This is a genomic window from Mycetocola miduiensis, from assembly GCF_900115155.1.
Taxonomy (GTDB): Bacteria; Actinomycetota; Actinomycetes; order Actinomycetales; family Microbacteriaceae; genus Mycetocola_A; species Mycetocola_A miduiensis.
Genome location: NZ_FOVM01000005.1, coordinates 78,532 through 96,432, shown reverse-complemented (window position 1 = coordinate 96,432; position 17,901 = coordinate 78,532). Strand labels below are relative to the sequence as shown.

17 protein-coding genes are annotated in these 17,901 nt (G+C 64.8%); 11 read left to right on the top strand and 6 right to left on the bottom strand.

The window, feature by feature from the left end:
* Nucleotides 1-42 precede the first annotated feature (42 nt).
* Nucleotides 43-930, top strand: coding sequence for an LLM class flavin-dependent oxidoreductase (locus BM197_RS09525; protein ID WP_090710920.1), 888 nt, complete (start codon nucleotides 43-45; stop codon nucleotides 928-930).
* A 176-nt stretch (nucleotides 931-1,106) separates the two neighbouring features.
* Here BM197_RS09525 and BM197_RS09520 read toward each other — a convergent pair whose 3' ends face one another.
* On the bottom strand, nucleotides 1,107-2,612 hold the full coding sequence (locus BM197_RS09520; RefSeq protein WP_090710919.1) for an AAA-type ATPase lid domain-containing protein: 1,506 nt from the start codon (nucleotides 2,610-2,612) through the stop codon (nucleotides 1,107-1,109).
* A gap of 161 nt (nucleotides 2,613-2,773) precedes the next feature.
* Here BM197_RS09520 and BM197_RS09515 point away from each other — a divergent pair, with 161 nt between their 5' ends.
* The 3 genes from BM197_RS09515 to BM197_RS09505 are packed head-to-tail and all read left to right on the top strand — an operon-like array spanning nucleotide 2,774 to nucleotide 5,663.
* A complete protein-coding gene (locus BM197_RS09515; protein WP_090710917.1) occupies nucleotides 2,774-3,817 on the top strand; it encodes an amidohydrolase family protein in 1,044 nt (347 codons plus the stop codon).
* Entirely contained in the window at nucleotides 3,817-4,632 is an 816-nt protein-coding gene (locus BM197_RS09510) for a metal-sulfur cluster assembly factor (RefSeq protein ID WP_090710916.1), read from the top strand. The genes BM197_RS09515 and BM197_RS09510 overlap by 1 nt, the downstream gene beginning before the upstream one ends.
* The gene (locus tag BM197_RS09505) at nucleotides 4,629-5,663 is read left to right on the top strand and encodes an NAD(P)-dependent alcohol dehydrogenase (protein WP_218151852.1); all 1,035 of its coding nucleotides are present in this window, start codon (nucleotides 4,629-4,631) and stop codon (nucleotides 5,661-5,663) included. Before BM197_RS09510 ends, BM197_RS09505 begins: the two co-directional genes overlap by 4 nt.
* Before the next feature lie 103 nt (nucleotides 5,664-5,766).
* Here the strand turns inward: BM197_RS09505 and BM197_RS09500 are convergent, their stop codons facing one another.
* Complete coding sequence (locus BM197_RS09500) at nucleotides 5,767-5,967, bottom strand: DUF5302 domain-containing protein (protein ID WP_090710914.1); 201 nt, start codon at nucleotides 5,965-5,967, stop codon at nucleotides 5,767-5,769.
* Nucleotides 5,968-6,231: 264 nt separating this feature from the next.
* Nucleotides 6,232-6,888: a pyridoxine/pyridoxamine 5'-phosphate oxidase gene (locus BM197_RS09495; protein WP_090710913.1), complete on the bottom strand. Its 657-nt coding sequence runs from the start codon at nucleotides 6,886-6,888 to the stop codon at nucleotides 6,232-6,234.
* A 183-nt stretch (nucleotides 6,889-7,071) separates the two neighbouring features.
* On the opposite strand from BM197_RS09495, the gene rpsO reads away from it, so the two are divergent.
* The gene (gene rpsO, locus BM197_RS09490) at nucleotides 7,072-7,341 is read left to right on the top strand and encodes a 30S ribosomal protein S15 (RefSeq protein ID WP_090710911.1); all 270 of its coding nucleotides are present in this window, start codon (nucleotides 7,072-7,074) and stop codon (nucleotides 7,339-7,341) included.
* A 97-nt stretch (nucleotides 7,342-7,438) separates the two neighbouring features.
* On the opposite strand, the gene BM197_RS09485 is transcribed toward rpsO, so the two are convergent.
* Nucleotides 7,439-9,124, bottom strand: coding sequence for a glycoside hydrolase family 13 protein (locus BM197_RS09485; protein WP_090710910.1), 1,686 nt, complete (start codon nucleotides 9,122-9,124; stop codon nucleotides 7,439-7,441).
* A 101-nt stretch (nucleotides 9,125-9,225) separates the two neighbouring features.
* Here BM197_RS09485 and BM197_RS09480 point away from each other — a divergent pair, with 101 nt between their 5' ends.
* Together BM197_RS09480 and BM197_RS09475 are read left to right on the top strand one after the other, a co-directional pair.
* Nucleotides 9,226-10,731, top strand: a complete 1,506-nt coding sequence (locus tag BM197_RS09480) for an amino acid permease (protein WP_090711199.1) — start codon at nucleotides 9,226-9,228, stop codon at nucleotides 10,729-10,731.
* A 4-nt stretch (nucleotides 10,732-10,735) separates the two neighbouring features.
* Nucleotides 10,736-11,194, top strand: a complete 459-nt coding sequence (locus BM197_RS09475; RefSeq protein ID WP_090710908.1) for a VanZ family protein — start codon at nucleotides 10,736-10,738, stop codon at nucleotides 11,192-11,194.
* Nucleotides 11,195-11,197: 3 nt separating this feature from the next.
* Here BM197_RS09475 and BM197_RS09470 read toward each other — a convergent pair whose 3' ends face one another.
* Entirely contained in the window at nucleotides 11,198-12,355 is a 1,158-nt protein-coding gene (locus tag BM197_RS09470; RefSeq protein WP_245762476.1) for an acyltransferase family protein, read from the bottom strand.
* A 143-nt stretch (nucleotides 12,356-12,498) separates the two neighbouring features.
* Between BM197_RS09470 and BM197_RS09465 the strand changes: the two genes are divergently transcribed.
* The 4 genes from BM197_RS09465 to BM197_RS09450 all read left to right on the top strand — a co-directional run bounded on the left by BM197_RS09465 (nucleotide 12,499) and on the right by BM197_RS09450 (nucleotide 17,172).
* Nucleotides 12,499-13,635: an LLM class flavin-dependent oxidoreductase gene (locus BM197_RS09465; protein ID WP_090710906.1), complete on the top strand. Its 1,137-nt coding sequence runs from the start codon at nucleotides 12,499-12,501 to the stop codon at nucleotides 13,633-13,635.
* Nucleotides 13,635-14,255, top strand: coding sequence for an FMN reductase (locus BM197_RS09460; protein WP_090710905.1), 621 nt, complete (start codon nucleotides 13,635-13,637; stop codon nucleotides 14,253-14,255). The genes BM197_RS09465 and BM197_RS09460 overlap by 1 nt, the downstream gene beginning before the upstream one ends.
* A 137-nt stretch (nucleotides 14,256-14,392) precedes the next feature.
* A complete protein-coding gene (locus tag BM197_RS09455) occupies nucleotides 14,393-14,581 on the top strand; it encodes a hypothetical protein (RefSeq protein ID WP_090710903.1) in 189 nt (62 codons plus the stop codon).
* A 317-nt stretch (nucleotides 14,582-14,898) separates the two neighbouring features.
* The gene (locus BM197_RS09450) at nucleotides 14,899-17,172 is read left to right on the top strand and encodes a polyribonucleotide nucleotidyltransferase (protein ID WP_090710901.1); all 2,274 of its coding nucleotides are present in this window, start codon (nucleotides 14,899-14,901) and stop codon (nucleotides 17,170-17,172) included.
* 209 nt (nucleotides 17,173-17,381) lie between these two features.
* Here BM197_RS09450 and BM197_RS09445 read toward each other — a convergent pair whose 3' ends face one another.
* Entirely contained in the window at nucleotides 17,382-17,852 is a 471-nt protein-coding gene (locus tag BM197_RS09445) for an Lrp/AsnC family transcriptional regulator (RefSeq protein ID WP_090710900.1), read from the bottom strand.
* Nucleotides 17,853-17,901 lie beyond the last annotated feature (49 nt).

The window sequence follows — 17,901 nt, the reverse complement described above, 5'->3', positions numbered from 1 at the left end:
ACAAATCGGCCTCTGCGGGGCCACAACCGTAGACTCGGGCGCATGCGATGTGGAATCACAATCCTGCCGCAGGATCCCTGGCCAGAAGCCCGACGCAAATGGCAGGCCGCCGAAGAGTATGGTTTCGACACGGCATGGACGTATGACCACCTGTCGTGGCGGACGCTTGGGGACGAACCGTGGAACGCGACGATCCCGACCCTGACCGCCGCCGCCCTTGTCACGAGCACGATCGGGCTTGGGACGATCGTGGCGTCGCCGAACTTCCGGCATCCGGTGCCATTCGCGAAGGAAATCGCAACCCTCGACGACATCGCCGGCGGCCGGTTCCGTCTCGGGATCGGTGCCGGCGGCACTGGTTTCGACGCGTTCGTGCTCGGGTTGCCGGAGTACACAGCGAGGGAACGACACGAACGATTCGAGGAGTTCGTCTCCGGGCTCGACCTGCTGTTGCGGCACGAGTTGCCCCACAGCGGTGGCGTGGGCTTCGACGGCGACTGGTTCACGGCCGTGAACGCACGGATGGTGGGGACCCCGGCACAGCACCCCCGTGTGCCCTTCGTGATCGCCGCCAACGGCCCCAAAGGGATGCGCGTCGCCGCCGAATACGGCCAGGGCTGGGTGACGACGGGCACGGATGGTGACGTCGACGAGCAGTGGTGGGCCTCGGTCGCCGATCTTGCCGCCCGTTTCGAAGACGCCGCGGTCTCGGTCGGCACCGACCCGTTGTCTGTAGACCGGTATCTCATGATCGACTCCGGCGGCTCGTTCGCGCTGGAGAGCATCGGCCGTTTCGACGACGCGGTCGGCCGGGCAGGCGAACTCGGGTTCACGGATGTCATCACGCATTGGCCGAGGGCCGAAGGCGTCTACGCCGGGTCGGAAAGCATTCTGGCTGAGGTTGCCGGGCGGCTGCCCGGCCTGCGCTGAACGCAAAACAGGAGATCACATGATTATCGGGACCGAAAGCGGACCTTTCTCCTGATTACCGAGCGATCTCCTGCTAACCGTTCGCCGGATGCTGCGGAGACGTCGCGCGCGTGGTCGAAAAACGTTGACGACGCATCAACGGGCAGCACACCGCCTGGCGCCGGCGTCGTGGTCTCCTATTTGGGCAGGGTTATACCGAGCCGTGCCATGCGGCGGTAGATGGTCGCGCGGCCTATCCCTAGTTCTGCTGCTGCGGCAGCAACGGTGGTGCCGGGGCGGGACAGGCACCGGACGATCTCATCGCGTTCGACGGACTCGATCCGGCTGAGGTGGGGACCCGGTCGTCCGACCAGCGTGGAGGGTAGGTGCCGTACGTCGATGGTTTCGGCGAGGAGCGCCGCGGCCTGGACAGCGCTGAAAAGTTCGTCGATGTTGCCCGGCCAGGGGTGACTTGTCAGCATGTGCTCCGCTGCGCGGGTGAAGTCGACCTCACGCAGGCGTGTCTGGCGGGCGGCGTACCGGGCCAGTGGCAGAACGTCGGCGGCACGTTCGCGCAACGCGGGGACGGGCACGACGGTGTCCACCAGGGCGGCCAGCGGCTGAGGGACCGCGTCGAGCCCTTCTGCGGTGACCGCCCACGCGAGAGTCGGTTGCCCTCCCGCCGCGGGCACCGGCAGTGATCGCAGCGCACCGGCTACCCGGGCGCGTAATTCCTCGGCTGCCCACGCGGGCAGGGAATGGACGTTCTCGACGATGACGGCGGTTCCCGGTTTGGCCAGCTCGGGCGTCCACAAGGACAGCCAGTAGTCGACATCTTCGGGCGCGGGAACGGCAGCGCACAGGATCCGGCTCCCGGGACAGGCCTGACGCAGGGCCTGTCCTAACAGTGTGGCGCGTCCGGACCCAGGCTCCCCGACGGCGGCGACCACCCTGCCGGCGGCCAGCGCCTGCACCGCCTGATCGAGGGCTTCTGTCCACCCAGATGACATGGCCCGCAAAGTGCCGGCCCCCGTGTCCAGCCGTTCACGCTGGACACGGAACACCCCGCCCTTCGGCTCTGGTCTGGTCCGGTGTCCCTGCGACCGGGCGAGCATGAGCGCTGATGTGTTGCCCGCGGCGGACTGTGCCAGCGCCAGCAGGAGTTCGGGCGAGGACCGGGCCCAGGTGGTGATGTTGACGCTGCCTTCGAGGCGGCCTGTGTGAGGGTCGAGGACGGGGACAGCGGCGCAGGTGTAGGTGCGCAGGCTGGCACTGTAGTGTTCCTCGGCCCGCACGAGGGTGGGGGTCCGGTCCGCCAGCGCGAGACCCATCCCGTTCGTTCCGGCTTCGCGCTCCGAGAACGCGAAGCCGGGCGCCAGGTGGACCTTGTCGAGGGCCCGCAGCAGCGAGGTGTCACCGCTGAACCGGTTGAGGACCAGACCATCGGCGTCGGTGAGCATCAGGCTCACCGGTTCGTTTGCGAGAGTTCCATGGAGGCCGGCGAGTACCTCTTGTCCACACTGGAAGAACAGCGAGTCGCTTGCGGCCGGGCCGGCCCACGCCGGGTCGACGATCTCGGCCGAGACGCCATACTCCTGGCTGCGCTGCCACGACGCGAGAAGGCGTCTGGCAGCAGGGACGATCTGGCCTGCATGTGGCTCTCGCGCCAGCTTGGCGAGCCCTTCGTCCTGGTTCGGCACCATCGCCGTTCTCCTTGCCTCGGTACTTAGAGGGTAACGCCCCGGGCTGTGAGCGACCATTCAAACTGTCTCAAAATGAGACACGCACCACGTGTTGGCGCTCTCCCCGGGGACCTAGCCTCGATGGTGTCGGGACTATGGCAGTCCCGAGGAGGAGACCAGACATGTACAGCAAAGATGGCGAAAACTATTTCATCGTTGACGCCCACATCGCACTGTGGGACGCCCGGCCGGAGAACCAAAGCAACATTCACGGCAAGCAGTTCATCGATTGCTTCTACGACTACCACCGCAACCTCGGCCCGGACGAGGAACACTGGTCCTACGAGGAATTCCTTTACCAGGGAGGCGAACGCCTCATGAAGGATCTGTTCGAGGACGGCTACGTCGACCACGCGATCTTTCAGCCGGCCTATCTGCGCGAGTTCTACAAGAACGGATTCGCACAGGTGGAGGAGGCGTACGACTTGGCCGCGGCGAATCCGGGCAAGCTGACGTACAACCACTGCTATGACCCGCGGGATGGTGAGGCAGGCCTTGACCGGCTCCGCGCCGACCACGAGAAGATGCAGTTCAAGGGGGTCAAGCTCTACACCGCTGAGTGGTACGGAGAGTCCCGCGGCTTCAAGCTCTCGGATCCCTGGTCCTACCGGTATTTCGAGGAGTGCCGCAAGCTCGGGATCAAGAACATCCACATCCACAAGGGTCCTACTGTCCGCCCGCTGGACCGGGACGCATTCGACGTCGCCGACGTCGACCACGCCGCTTCCGACTTCACCGACCTGAACTTTGTGGTCGAGCACGTCGGCCTGCCCCGACTGGAGGACTTTTGCTGGATCGCCACCCAGGAGCCGAACGTTCATGGCGGCCTGGCCGTCGCGATGCCCTTCATGCACACCCGGCCGCGGTACTTCGCCCAGATCATCGGCGAGCTCATCTATTGGATCGGGGAGGACCGCATCCAGTTCTCCAGCGACTACGCGATCTGGTCACCCCGCTGGCTGATTGAGCGGTTCGTCGACTTCCAGATCCCGGAAGACATGACCGAGTACGCCCCGATCACCACTGCCCAGAAGAAGAAGATCCTGGGACTCAACGCCGCGAAGATGTATGACATCCCGGTACCCGCAGAGCTCAGGCTCCCGGATGCCGACGAGACGACAACCGGACCGCGTCAGCCGGAGCGGGCCGATTTGGCGGCCGCCTGATGACTATCACCCAGCTCGAGCGTACGAGGCGGGCCGCCGCGGTCAGCGAAGAGGACATTCGCCGGGCGCTCGGCGCAGTTCTCGATCCGGAACTCGACGAGCCGATCACCGATCTTGGATTCGTCCGTTCGGTGGCCGTCTCCGCTGGTCCAGAGGGGACGCAGGCAGTTGTTCACCTGCGGCTCCCCACATCGTTTTGTTCGCCCAATTTCGCCTACTTGATGGCGTCCGACTCCAAGGACGTCATTTCAGCGCTGGAAGGAGTGGAGAAGGTGCTCGTCGAACTGGACGACCACCACGATTCCGACCTCATCAATGCCGGATTGGCCGCTGATGCCGGCTATCGCGGGACCTTTCGGCACGAGGCCGAGGACAGCCTGGAAGAACTGCGGCAAACGTTCCGTCGAAAGGCGCACACGGCCGCTATGGAGCGTTGCCTCACGGACCTCCTGCGAAAGGATCCGGGTCTTTCGGAAACCGACCTGGGAACGGTGCGTCTCCAGGACCTTCCGGCGGCAAGGAACACAGAAGCTCTGCTGCGCCGACGGGCGGCCCTCGGACTGCCCGGGGGCGGGGGCGCAATAGTCTTCGTCAACCACGAGGGCCGTCCCTACCCGCCAGGAGACGTCCCCATGGCGTTGCGCCGCGCCCGCGCGACGCGCATATCCATTGACGGAAATGCCCACTTCTGCCGCGGTCTGCTGCGCACACGCTACGAGGGCTCCGGCGACGAACAGGTGCACCGGCCCGAGGGCGCCGAAGCCGCCGACCACCACAACCTGCTTCCGTTTACAGTCAAGGAGATTCACTCATGAACACCATGCGAGCCGTTCAGGTCGTTGGCTACCACCAAGAGCTCAAGATGGCCGAAGTGCCCGTTCCCGAGGTGACCGGCCCCTGGGACGTCATCGTAAGAATTGGCGGAGCCGGAGTATGCAGGACCGACCTGCACATTCTCGAGGGCCAGTGGGCCGAGAAATCCCACGTCCACCTGCCCTACACGATCGGGCACGAAAACGCCGGCTGGGTGCACGCCGTCGGGAGCGCCGTCACCAACGTGAGGGAAGGAGACAAGGTCATCCTTCACCCACTGGTCACCTGCGGCCTGTGCCGCGCCTGCCGCTCCGGCGATGACGTGCACTGCGAGGTCAGCAAATTCCCCGGAATCGACACCAACGGCGGGTACGCCGACTACCTCCTGACGTCGGCCCGGTCCGTCGTCAAGATCGACGACTCGCTGGAACCGTCCGATGTCGCTGCTCTGGCCGACGCCGGCCTGACCGCCTATCACGCGGCGGCCAAAGCGGTCACAAAGCTGACAGCCAGGGACACCTGTGTGGTCCTCGGCGCAGGAGGCTTGGGCCACATCGGAATTCAAGTCCTCAAGGCGCTCACCCCGGCCCGCATCGTTGTCGTCGACCGCAGCTCCGCCGCCCTCGACCTCGCGAAAGAGATCGGAGCGGACGTGGGCGTGCTCGCCGACGGGTCCCAGGTCGAGCAGGTACTCCAGCTCACCGGCGGCAAAGGCGCCGAGGCTCTCATCGACTTTGTCGGAGAAGGAGGGGCGACCGCCCAGGGCATCGCAATGCTGGGGCAAGCGGGTAACTACTACGTGGTGGGCTATGGCGAGAACATCAACGTTCCCACGATCGACATTGTCTCTTCCGAGATCAACATCATCGGCAACCTGGTCGGCTCATACAACGATCTGCAGGACCTGATGGCCCTTGCTGCCCGCGGGGCTGTCACGCTTCATACCCAGAAATACGCTCTTGCCGACTTCCAGAAAGCGATCAGCGACCTGGATGCAGGCAAGGTCCGCGGTCGGGCCATTCTCGTGCCCTGACGGACAGCAGCAGCAAAGGGTCTCTTTCCTGATCCGCAGTCAGGAGCAGGGAATCGATGGAAATCCGTGCCCAACACGACTTTGTGGGACAGCCCGGCGGGCCTCAGCCGCTCTTTCGCCGGAACTCCTTCTGGTTCGACACAGGTCCGTGAGTAGCGTGGATCGCTGAGTTCCCATCGAGGTGGTCGGTGCCTTTGCCCTGGGACTGTCGCTTCTTGCGGTCGAGCGCTTCGCGGAACTTGCGCTTCGTCTCCTCCGACGCCTGGCCGTCGTCGGCGTTCGGTGCTGGGGTTTGGGTATCCATGGTGTCCTCGAGATTTCTATAATGGCGTCCATCGTATGCACGGGTTGCGTCGCTCGGGAAGGTTTCCTCCGTCTCGATACTCGGCGCCCGTTCCTTGCATCGCTATTCGACGAGCGGCAGTCACCGCTGGATCCCGAGCGGGCCCAGCAACTCCTCGATCACGGATGCCAGCCGCGCGGGCTCCGTCAGCGCCAGCAGGTGCCCTCGAAAGGTGCACCTTTCTCCTGCTGGGCGTGCGTGAGTGGCCGATCATCCTGTTGAGCGTCACGGCCAGAGCAGGCCACGATCCCAGGTCCGTCCGTGCAGCCGGTACCGCAGCCGGGTGTGAGCCCGGTCCGGGGACGCCTGCCAGAACTCGACACTGTCGGCGGCGACCGCCCAGGTGTTCCAGGAGCGGGCGACGAGAGACGGGTTCGTGGCGAGGCGCGCAACGGAATCCACGTACGCGGCGGCGAACTCGTCGAGTGACCCGAGTGGCTCACTCTGGTGCCCTACGAACGCCGCAGCCCGCGACTCTTCCGGCCGGGAGAGGAAGTCCGCCTCACCGTCCGCCCTTGGCAGCTTGCGGACGGGGCCGGTGACCCGCACCTGCCGCCCGAGCGCCGGCCAGAAGAAGGTGAGAGCCGCAAACGGGTTCGCCCCGAGGTCCCGCGCTTTGGCGCCGTCGTCGCGGGACGCGAACACCCAGCCCCGCTCGTCGATGTCCTTGAGGACAAGGGTCCGCGCGGTGACGACTCCGTCGGGTCCGCTCGTCGACAGGGTCATGGCATGCGGGGCGAGCACGCCGGCACCGACGGCCTGGCTGAGCCAGTCGGCGAAGAGATTCACCGGATCCTCAGGCGCCTCACTCACAGCGAACGACGGAAGGTCGTCCGGGAAGCTGGGCAAAGACCGCAGGAGAGAGGGGAGAAGGTGGCTCATGGCATCCCTTTCAAAAGGTGACCTCACGGCATCCGTTGTTGCTGCTGGACGGGTTCACCCTAGCGCCGACCGGGCCGGTAAAAGCTGCTAAACTCTTGAGGTTGCCGTCCAACGGCCGCGGATAAAGAGAGCCTGCACATCCTGTGACGGGCACCGCGCAGCGAGAGAAAAGGGGATTCACCTATGGCACTTGAAGGCGAAGCCAAGAAGGCGATCATCGAAGCATACGCAACTCACCCCGGTGACACCGGATCCCCAGAGGTCCAGATCGCCGTGATGACCCAGCGGATCAAGGATCTCACCGAGCACCTCAAAGAGCACAAGCACGACCACCACTCACGTCGTGGACTGCTTCTGCTCGTTGGTCAGCGTCGCCGCCTCCTTGGCTACCTGGCTGATGTCGACATCAACCGTTACCGCTCGCTCATCGAGCGTCTCGGACTGCGTCGCTAATTCCAGTCCTCGAGATCAAATAAATCTCACAAGAACGGGCCGTTCACCGCGAGGTGGACGGCCCGTTTTTCGTGCCCGGATGCTGGCGGTGCGGCAATTACAGCCGGTACAGTCGTGCCTCCCACGGCCGCAGGGGAGTGTCTGCCTCGACCGGGTAGTTGCCGAGGAGGAGCTCGGCCGCAGCGATGTCGACCGGGAGGTCACCCTCGAACGGTTGATCCGACACGTTGGCGACCACGGCGAGGACCTCTGAACCGCGCGAGCGCGTGAAAGCGTAGAGCGTCGGATGCGACGGCGCGAGCAGTTCGAACGCACCAAGCGCGACGGTGTCGTTCTCGTGCCGGAGCGCGATGAGCTTGCGGTAGAAGTCGAAGACACTCATACCGGACGCCCGGTCCGACTCCGCGTTCAGCTCGGGGTAGTTCGGATTCACGGCGATCCACGGGGTTCCTGTGGTGAATCCGGCGTGCTCGGTCGCATCCCACTGCATCGGGGTACGCGCGTTGTCCCGTCCGCGCGCGTGCACTCCGGCGAGCACGCTCGACGGAGCCTGGTCGAACTGCTCGACGGCCTCACGGTAGTGGTTGAGCGACTCGATGTCCCGGTAGTGCTCGATCGACTCGAACCGCACGTTGGTCATGCCGATCTCCTCTCCCTGGTAGATGTAGGGCGTCCCCCGGTGCAGGTGAAGCACGAGCGCCCACAGCGTGGCCGACTCGACCCGGTACTCGGCGTCGTTCCCGAAGCGGGACACCAGCCGCGGCTGGTCGTGGTTGTTGAGGTACAGGCTGTTCCAGCCCCGTTCGGCGAGCCCGGCCTGCCAGCGGGCCAGATTCGACTTGAGGGCGACGAAGTCCAGCGGGATCGCGTCGAACTTGTGGCTGCCCGAGTCCAGCGACACGTGTTCGAACTGGAACACCATGTCGACCTCGGCACGCGCCGGGTCCGTGAACAGCACAGCGTCCTCAATGCTCACGCCGGGCATCTCGCCGACGGTGAGGTACTCGCCCTCCCGGCCGGCGAAGACCTCCCGATGCATCTCCTGCAGGAAGTCGTGGATCTGCGGGCCCATCGTGAAGCCGAGGCCCGACCCCCGCTCCTCCCCGTCGATCAACTCGGTGCGCTTCGCGATGAGGTTGATCACATCCATCCGGAACCCGTCGACCCCGCGGTCGAGCCACCGTCGCATCATCGCGTACACCGCTTGCCGCACCTCGGGGTTCTCCCAGTTGAGGTCGGGCTGCTGCTTCGCGAACAGGTGCAGGTAGTACTCGCCCGTCGTCTCGTCGAGCGTCCAAGCCGGGCCCGAGAACGCGCTCGTCCAGTCGTTCGGAGCGCTGCCGTCCTCCCGCGGTGCACGCCACCAATACCAGTCGCGCTTCGGGTTGCTCGTCGACGACCGTGATTCGGCGAACCAGGCGTGCTCATCGCTCGTGTGGTTCACGACAAGGTCCATGACGATGCGGATGCCGCGCGCGTGCGCCTCGGCGACCAGCTCGTCGAAGTCGGCGAGGCTGCCGAACACCGGATCGATGTCCTCGTAGTCCCGGATGTCGTACCCGTTGTCGTGCTGCGGCGACGGGTAGACCGGCGATAGCCAGATCACATCGACACCGAGGTCGGCGAGGTAACCGAGTTTCGAGCGGATGCCGGCCAGATCGCCGATCCCGTCCCCGTCGGAATCCGCGAAACTCCGCGGGTACACCTGGTACACCACCGCCCGCGTCCACCAGGGGGCTGCTGCCCGGTCGTCTTCGATTGCCTTCGTCGTCGCATCCGTCATGCAGTCGATCCTCTCATCAGTGTGGCGTTCTCGACGCGGGGGTTGATGTCTGGCATCCTCAGTACGTGCCCTGTTCGGGTCACGTTACCGGGAGGACCATGATGAGCCTGTGGCGCACGAAAAGCATTGAGGCGTCCCTCGCCGATTCGCACCTTGAACACCGCAGCCTGAAGCGGACCCTTGGCACCTGGGACCTCATGATCATGGGTGTCGCCGTCGCTGTGGGCGCCGGTATCTTCTCGGTCGGGGCGAGGGCGGCCGGTGATTACGCCGGGCCTTCAGTCAGCCTCGCCTTCCTCCTCGCCGCTGTCACCTGTGCGCTCGCCATCATGTGTTACGCGGAGTTCGCGTCGACCGTGCCTGTCGCCGGGTCCGCGTACACCTTCACCTACGCCACTCTCGGCGAACTGCTGGCCTGGATCATCGGCTGGGACCTCATCCTCGAGATGCTGACGGCCGGGGCGGTCATCGCCAAGTACTGGGGTATTTACCTCTCTCTCGTCTTCGAACTCTGGAATTGGGACGTCCCCGACACGATTAACCTTCTCGGGCTGCAGGTGAGCTGGGGACCGTTCCTCATCGTCGCCGTGTTCACCACCCTGCTCGTACTCGGCACCCAGTTGTCGGCGAGGGTCGGCGCAGTGTTCACGATCATCAAGGTCGCCATCGTCCTGTTCGTCATCGTCGTCGGTGCATTCTTCATCAAAGTGGAGAACTACACGCCGTTCATCCCGGCGGCACGTCCTACCGAGGGCGGCTCGGACGATGTCTGGGCCCAGTCGCTGTTCTCGTTCATGACCGGCGCCGCTCCCGCGCAGTACGGCGTGTTCGGACTGCTGGCCGGCGCATCCCTCGTCTTCTTCGCATTCATCGGTTTCGACGTCGTCGCAACGAGCGCTGAAGAGGTACGGGACCCGCAGAAGAACCTGCCCCGCGGCATCTTCGGTGGTCTCGCCATCGTGACCGTGCTCTACATCGGTGTGAGCCTCGTGCTGACCGGCATGGTTCCGTACACCACACTCGCCGAAGCCGAGGATCCTTCCCTCGCCACCGCGTTCGTCGCCGTCGGCGCGGACTGGGCCGCCCAGGTCATCTCGGTGGGCATCCTGGCGGGGCTGACGACGGTCATCATGGTCCTCCTGCTCGGACTCGCCCGGGTGCTGTTCGCTATGAGCCGCGACGGCTTGATGCCCCGCGCCCTCAGCGTCACGAGTGACAAACGGCGCACGCCGGTCCGGACACAGATCCTCACCGGCGCACTCGTCGCCCTGCTCGCCGGGCTGACCGACGTGGGAGTGCTCGAGGAGATGATCAACATCGGAACCCTCAGCGCGTTCGTCCTCGTCAGCATCGCCGTCATCGTGCTCCGGAAGAAGCGCCCGGATCTGCCGCGGGCGTTCCGGGTTCCCCTGTCGCCGTTCCTGCCGATCCTCTCCGCTGTCCTCTGCACCTGGCTGATGCTCAACCTCACAACGCTGACCTGGGTGCGGTTCCTGGTCTGGCTGGCCATCGGGTTGATCATTTACTTCGCTTACGGACGTCACCACTCCGTCCTCGGCCGTGAACAGGCCGATGTGGCGCGCGCTCAGAAAGTTACTGCAGACTAGGCGGATGCTTCATCGTCACCCGGTACTCGGGCTCTTCACGCTCGCGTACCTGGCGTTCGTCGGCTGGGTGACCCTGGGGCCGCAACCGTTCGACGACGACCCCAACGGCATGGTCTTCCGGTTGCTTGCCTTCTTCGACCGGCACGCTGCCACCTCGTGGATCACGTACAACGGGCTCGAGTTCACGGCCAACATCGGCATGTTCCTTCCGATCGGCCTGTTCCTCGTCCTGCTTTTCGGCCGGAGGCTGTGGTGGTTCGCCATGCTGCTCGGCTTCGGCATCACCGTCGCCATCGAGACCGCACAGCTCTTCCTGCCCACCCGGGTCTCCGACCCGCGCGACATCGTGGCGAACACCTGCGGCGCGGTGATCGGGGTGCTCGTCGGACTTATTCTCACGGCGCGGAAAGCCCGCGCTCTCCGCCTGGCGCAGGCTCGGCGCCCGGTCGCCGCGACCCGCTGAGCCTCAACGGTGCGACGGCGGAGCCGGCGGGTGCGTTCGCGCCGGGGGCACCACTCGTTGCGCGCCGGTCGGGTCACGCCGTGACGGACCGGGACGGGCATCCTTGTGGTCGGCGAAGATCCACTTCGGTTTGGGTTCGACGATCGGCCGAAAGAGCTTCCGCACCGGCCCGCTGGACAACACAATGACGATGACAAGTGCGAAGATGAGCATCGCCACGAGGTACAGCTCGGGGAACTCCTCACCGCGAAGAACTCCGCTTTCACGAAGCGGGTAGAGAACGAAACTGTGCAGCAGATACACATACATCGTGTACTGGCCGAGGGTTGTCATCCAGGTCTCCCGCCGCGGGAGCAGCACGAAGAAGGCCGCGCTGAGCAGAACCGCGAGGACGATGAGTCCCAGCCGGACCGCACCCGCCCACCACAGGTCGTCGCCGAGCCCGGAGTATGACTGGTCGTAGAAGAACCAGTGCTGCAGGTTGATGGCGCGCCACAGGTCTACGAAGGCTACGAGCACTGCAATCCACGCCAGCATGAAGACGACGGCGCAGCTCCGGATCAGCCAGGTCTGGCGTTCCGCGACCCGCCACCGGTCGATGAGCTTCCAGCGATGAAGTTGCCAGCCGAGCACGAAGAAGGGCAGGATGCCGAGCGCGCGCGACAGCGAAAATGTGCTGTCCACGTTGTCGAGGTAGCCAACCCCGACCGAGATGACCAGGGACCAGGCGAGGGGCCAGCGCAGCAGTGCCAGGTAGGGCAGGACGAGGCGGAAGATTCCGAGTGCCAGGAGGAACCAGAGCGTCCAGCTGGGTTGTGTCGGGTTGAGCTCCTGCTTGCCTTCGACCAGGAACTGGACGAGGGTCCAGATCGATTCCATGATGATGTACGGCAGGAGAATGTCGGTGATCACGCGCTTCATCTGGCGGATGTTCGGCGGGCCGCTCTTCGTGAAGTAGCCGCTGACGATCGCGAACGCAGGCATGTGGAACGAGTAGATCCACAGGTACGTGACGAGGGCGGCATCCGAGTCGTACGTAATCCGCTGGATGCCGTGACCCATGACGACGAGGACGATGCAGGCGAACCTCGCATTGTCCCAGAACGGTACCCGGGGTTTCGGGGCCGTCGCCGCCTGTTGTTCCTGTGGTTCAGCGCTCACCGGTGCTCCCTACTGTGCATCGCTCGCTCCTCCAGCCTATTCCGAGAATCTTTTTCGTCGGACGGAATAGATCGGGGAGGCACCCCGTTACACTGGATATCCATTCAACTGAATGGATCGAAATCTTCTGCTGGAAGGTCATCATGCAGTTCGGAATCTTCAGCGTCGGCGACATCACCACCGACCCGACCACCGGTCACACTCCCACCGACGCGTCGCGTCTTCAGGACATCCTCACCATCGCGCAGCACGCTGAGGCCGTCGGGCTTGATGTCTTCGCCATGGGTGAACACCACAACCCGCCGTTCTTCCCTTCCAGCCCGGTTGCGATCAATAGCTACCTCGCCGCCAAGACCGAGAAGATCATCCTCTCGACAGCGACCACGCTCATCACCACGAACGACCCGGTGCGGATCGCAGAAGAATACGCGATGCTGCAGCACCTCTCAGGTGGCCGCATGGACCTCACCCTCGGCCGAGGCAACACTGGCCCCGTCTACCCGTGGTTCGGTGAGGACATCCGCCAGGGCATCCCGCTGGCGCTGGAGAAGTACGCGCTGCTCCGCAAGCTGTGGCGCGAAGACGTCGTCGACTGGGAAGGCCAGTTCCGCACGCCTCTGCAGGGATTCACCTCGACCCCTCGCCCCCTCGACGACGTGCCGCCGTTCGTCTGGCACGGCTCGATCCGCAGCCCCGAAATCGCCGAACAGGCGGCTTACTACGGTGACGGGTTCTTCTCCAACCACATCTTCTGGCCTGCATCCCACACGGCGAAGATGGTCGGATTCTACCGCCAGCGCTTCGAGCACTACGGTCACGGTCGCGCCGACCAAGCCATCGTGGGACTCGGCGGCCAGGCGTTCATGCGCAAGAACTCGCAGGATGCCGTCCGCGAATTCCGCCCGTACTTCGACAACGCGCCTGTGTACGGCCACGGTCCGAGCCTGGAGGACTTCACCTCGCAGACACCGCTCACCGTCGGCAGCCCCCAGCAGGTCGTCGACAACACGCTCGGCTACCGGGACTACGTCGGCGACTACCAGCGCCAGCTGTGGCTCATGGACCACGCCGGTCTGCCACTCAAGACCGTCCTCGAGCAGCTCGACCTGCTCGGTGAGGAGGTCGTCCCTGTGCTTCGCCGCGAGTTCGCCAAGAACCGCCCGGCGGATGTTCCGGATGGCCCCACCCACGACGCACTCAAGGCAGTCGCCGAAGCCACCACCCAGGACGCCGCACTCTCCGGAGTTTCCGGCGCCACCTACTCTGTCGAGGTGAAGTAATGACTGTACGTAAACTTGCCATGATCTCGGCCGGACTCAGCCAGCCGTCGTCCACCCGTATGCTGGGCGACCGGCTCGCCGCTGCCACGGTGGCCCGGCTGGAAGAGCAGAGCCACGAGGTCGACGTGACGAGAGTTGAGCTCCGCGACGTCGCCCAGGACATCATGAACAACATGCTGACCGGGTTCGCCAGCCCGAAGCTCGAGGGCGTCATCGACGCGGTCACCACCGCCGACGGCCTCATCGCCGTCACGCCGATCTTCACGACGAGCTACAGCGGACTTTTCAAGTCGTTCTTCGACGTGATCGACAACCGGGCGCTCACCGACATGCCTGTCCTGATCGGCGCAACCGCCGGGACCGCCCGCCACTCGCTCGCGCTCGACTACGCGATCCGGCCGATGTTCACCTACCTGCACGCCGTGGTCGTCCCGACCGGCGTCTTTGCGGCATCCGAAGACTGGGGGAGTGGCGCAGACAAGGTGAAGACCCTGCCCGACCGGATCGACCGTGCCGCCGGTGAACTGGTGCCGCTGGTGATCGCCTCGGAGCGGTCGACCGCCGTTCGCGACCCGTTCGGTTTCGACGCGGCGCTGAGCCCGTTCGGGGTCGGTTCCTGAGCCTGTCGAAGGACCAGCCCAGAGCACCGATTCACGCGCTGCGGACCGAAACACCCGGCGCACCGCGTGAAGCCGTCTGAACCAGGTGAAATCGTGCCCTGTCGAATCCGCACTGCAGGATGTGCTCAACTGGTGTCATGAAGACTTCCACGAAGAACCTGCTCATCGGCATTGTTGTCGTTATCGTTGCGGTGTTCCTGGCATCCGTCATCGTCAACGTTGCCTTGGCGTTCCTGGCGGCGGCATTCAAGCTCGCGCTGATCGCGTTTGTCGCGCTGGTGCTCATCGCAATCGGGTGGGCGTGGTTGAAGCGAACCCGCGACTGAGCCCGGTCTCGCCGGCCGCGTCGAAGGACAGAGCTGCAAAAAACCCCTCCTCTGCTAGGCTTTAGGTGGTCCGATAGTGATATCGGATACACATTCACGGAGCAGGCCGGCAGGAAGCTGGTCCTCGGTGGTGGATTTCTCTCACGTCGGGATCCCGGCGATTCCCCCCTTGCGGTAGACAGGCACCTGCGGCGCTGAGAGCGATTTTCTACTGGAGATCAGCCAGACCCTCGAAGGTCTGAGTAATCACTGCCTGTTCCTGCTCCTATGCAGAGCGTGCGCCCACACGGGGCGGCGCTAGACGTAAGGAGAGACCTATGGAAGGTCCAGAAATCAAGTTCGCCGAGGCAGTCCTCGACAACGGCAAGTTCGGTAAGCGCACGGTCCGATTCGAAGCAGGGCGTCTCGCCCAGCAGGCACAGGGCGCCATCGCCGCGTACCTCGACGAAGAGACCATGCTTCTCTCGGCCACCAGCGCCGGCAAGCACCCCAAAGACAACTTCGACTTCTTCCCCCTCACGGTGGACGTCGAAGAGCGCAGCTACGCTGCGGGCAAGATCCCCGGTTCGTTCTTCCGTCGTGAAGGCCGTCCGTCCACCGAGGCCATCCTCGTCTGCCGTCTGATCGACCGCCCGCTGCGCCCGTCCTTCGTGGACGGTCTGCGCAACGAGGTCCAGATCGTCATCACCGTCCTGAGCATCGCTCCCGACGAGTTCTACGACGCCCTCGCCATCAACGCGGCATCCATGTCGACCCAGATCTCGGGACTTCCGTTCTCGGGTCCGATCGCCGGTATCCGCCTCGCCCTCATCGACGGCCAGTGGGTCGCCTTCCCGAAGGCGTCGCAGCTCGCTGACGCCGTCTTCGACCTCACGGTCGCCGGGCGCCTCGTCACCGACGAGAACGGCAACGAAGACATCGCCATCATGATGGTCGAGGCCGAAGCCACCGAAGGTGCGTGGAACCTCATCCAGGGCGGCGCCATCAAGCCGAACGAAGACGTCGTCGCCGAGGGCCTCGACGCTGCGAAGCCGTTCCTCCTCCAGCTGGTCAAGGCTCAGTCCGAGCTCGCTGCCCAGTCTGCCAAGGCAGTTCGCGACTACCCGGTCTTCCTCCCGTACACCGACGAGACCCTCGCCGCTGTCTCCGACCTGGCCAAGGACGAGCTCGCCTCGATCTACCAGATCGCCGACAAGACCGAGCGACAGAACGCCGACGACGAGCTCAAGGACCGCGTCAAGGCTGCCATCGCAGCCAAGGTCGAAGCTGGCGAACTGCCGGCAGAAGCCAACGCTCAGGTGTCTGCTGCGTACAAGTCCGTCACCAAGAAGATCGTGCGCGACCGCATCCTGACCGAGGGCGTCCGCATGGACGGCCGTGGTCTCGCTGACATCCGCCCGCTCGACGCCGAGGTGCAGGTCATTCCTCGCGTCCACGGTTCGGCCATCTTCCAGCGCGGAGAGACCCAGATCCTGGGCGTCACCACGCTGAACATGCTCAAGATGGAGCAGCAGATCGACTCACTGAGCCCGATCACGAAGAAGCGCTACCTGCACCACTACAACTTCCCGCCGTACTCCACCGGTGAGACCGGTCGTGTCGGTTCGCCGAAGCGTCGCGAGATCGGGCACGGCTTCCTTGCCGAGCGCGCCCTCGTTCCGGTTCTGCCGAGTCGCGAGGAGTTCCCCTACGCCATCCGTCAGGTGTCCGAGGCTCTCGGCTCCAACGGTTCGACGTCGATGGGTTCCGTCTGCGCGTCCACCCTGTCGCTGCTCAACGCCGGTGTGCCTCTGCGCGCCCCGGTCGCCGGCATCGCCATGGGCCTCGTGTCCGATGAGGTCGACGGTCAGACCCGCTACGCGGCGCTGACCGACATCCTCGGTGCTGAAGACGCCCTCGGCGACATGGACTTCAAGGTCGCAGGTACCTCTGAGTTCGTCACCGCCATCCAGCTCGACACGAAGCTCTCTGGCCTCCCCGCCTCCGTGCTGAAGGCTGCGCTGACCCAGGCCAAGGAGGCTCGCACCACGATCCTCTCCGTCCTGAACGCCGCAATCGACGCTCCGGATGAAATGGCACCGACCGCGCCTCGCGTGATCAGCGTCAACATCCCCGTCGACAAGATCGGTGAGCTGATCGGCCCCAAGGGCAAGACGATCAACGCCATCCAGGACGAGACCGGCGCAGACATCTCGATCGAGGAAGACGGCACCGTGTACATCGGCGCTGTCGACGGACCGTCGGCTGAGGCCGCTCGTGCCCAGGTCAACGCCATCGCAAACCCGACCAACCCTGAGGTCGGCGAGCAGTTCCTCGGAACTGTCGTGAAGATCGCCACGTTCGGCGCCTTCGTCTCGCTGCTCCCGGGCAAGGACGGCCTGCTGCACATCTCCGAGGTGCGCAAGCTCGCCGGCGGCAAGCGTGTTGAGAACGTCGAAGACGTCCTCGGCGTCGGCCAGAAGATCCTCGTTCAGATCACGAAGATCGACGACCGCGGCAAGCTGTCGCTCGAGCCGGTCATCGCTGAGACCGCCGACACCAACGGCCGCGAAGCAGAGCGTGTCCACGCCGATGCTCCCGCCGAAGGCTAAGCAGCTGCTCTAGAGCCTCCTGCGAACAACGGATGCCCCGTCTCGAGAAATCGAGGCGGGGCATCCGGCGTCAACGCGGTAGTGTCGTGCGGTCGATCGGTCCCAAAGGGGCGTTCGCCCGATCGAGTGGTCCCAAACGGTCGTTCGTCCCGGTGCGCAACAGGCGTTTGGGCCCGATCGACGGGCCCGCGCGTGACACGGCGTCGGCGTCAGGCGTCCTGGCTACGCTCGAGCAGGGGACGAGCGCGGAACGGAATGAGCTCTCCCATCGCCAGCGACGTCTCGGCGCGCTGCACGCCATCGCACTCGAGGATCAGCCCGGTGATCCGGAACAGGTCGTCAGCGTCGGTGCACACCACCCGGACGAGGAGATCACTCGTTCCGCTGAGCCCGTGCGCCTGAACGATCTCAGGAATCTCGCTCAACTTCCCGACGATAGCGCCGAGTTTGTGCTGCTCAAGGTGGACCGAAATGAAGGCGGTCAGCGGGTACCCGAGCGCGGCGGGATTGATCCGACGGTCGAACGAATGGAGCACGCTCGAGGCGTCGAGAGCGCTCATCCTCGCCTGCACAGTGTTGCGTGACAGTCCAAGCTTCTCGGCGAGCGCCACGATGGTGGATCGCGGGTCCTCGGTCAGCGCGATGAGAAGACGCGTGTCGGTGCGGTCCAGCTTGTGCATAGTGCCCGACCTTAGCAGGCGCTTTTCGCCTCGTATAGAGCAGAATGTG

Coding starts and splice junctions, on each gene's coding strand:
- BM197_RS09505 (WP_218151852.1), top strand. CDS start 4,629: ATGAACACCATGCGAGCCGTTCAGGTCGTTGGCTACCACCAAGAGCTC.
- BM197_RS09525 (WP_090710920.1), top strand. CDS start 43: ATGCGATGTGGAATCACAATCCTGCCGCAGGATCCCTGGCCAGAAGCC.
- BM197_RS09450 (WP_090710901.1), top strand. CDS start 14,899: ATGGAAGGTCCAGAAATCAAGTTCGCCGAGGCAGTCCTCGACAACGGC.
- BM197_RS09515 (WP_090710917.1), top strand. CDS start 2,774: ATGTACAGCAAAGATGGCGAAAACTATTTCATCGTTGACGCCCACATC.
- BM197_RS09520 (WP_090710919.1), bottom strand. CDS start 2,612: ATGGTGCCGAACCAGGACGAAGGGCTCGCCAAGCTGGCGCGAGAGCCA.
- BM197_RS09465 (WP_090710906.1), top strand. CDS start 12,499: ATGCAGTTCGGAATCTTCAGCGTCGGCGACATCACCACCGACCCGACC.
- BM197_RS09480 (WP_090711199.1), top strand. CDS start 9,226: ATGAGCCTGTGGCGCACGAAAAGCATTGAGGCGTCCCTCGCCGATTCG.
- BM197_RS09510 (WP_090710916.1), top strand. CDS start 3,817: ATGACTATCACCCAGCTCGAGCGTACGAGGCGGGCCGCCGCGGTCAGC.
- BM197_RS09485 (WP_090710910.1), bottom strand. CDS start 9,124: ATGACGGATGCGACGACGAAGGCAATCGAAGACGACCGGGCAGCAGCC.
- BM197_RS09445 (WP_090710900.1), bottom strand. CDS start 17,852: ATGCACAAGCTGGACCGCACCGACACGCGTCTTCTCATCGCGCTGACC.
- BM197_RS09460 (WP_090710905.1), top strand. CDS start 13,635: ATGACTGTACGTAAACTTGCCATGATCTCGGCCGGACTCAGCCAGCCG.
- rpsO (WP_090710911.1), top strand. CDS start 7,072: ATGGCACTTGAAGGCGAAGCCAAGAAGGCGATCATCGAAGCATACGCA.
- BM197_RS09475 (WP_090710908.1), top strand. CDS start 10,736: ATGCTTCATCGTCACCCGGTACTCGGGCTCTTCACGCTCGCGTACCTG.
- BM197_RS09455 (WP_090710903.1), top strand. CDS start 14,393: ATGAAGACTTCCACGAAGAACCTGCTCATCGGCATTGTTGTCGTTATC.
- BM197_RS09500 (WP_090710914.1), bottom strand. CDS start 5,967: ATGGATACCCAAACCCCAGCACCGAACGCCGACGACGGCCAGGCGTCG.
- BM197_RS09495 (WP_090710913.1), bottom strand. CDS start 6,888: ATGAGCCACCTTCTCCCCTCTCTCCTGCGGTCTTTGCCCAGCTTCCCG.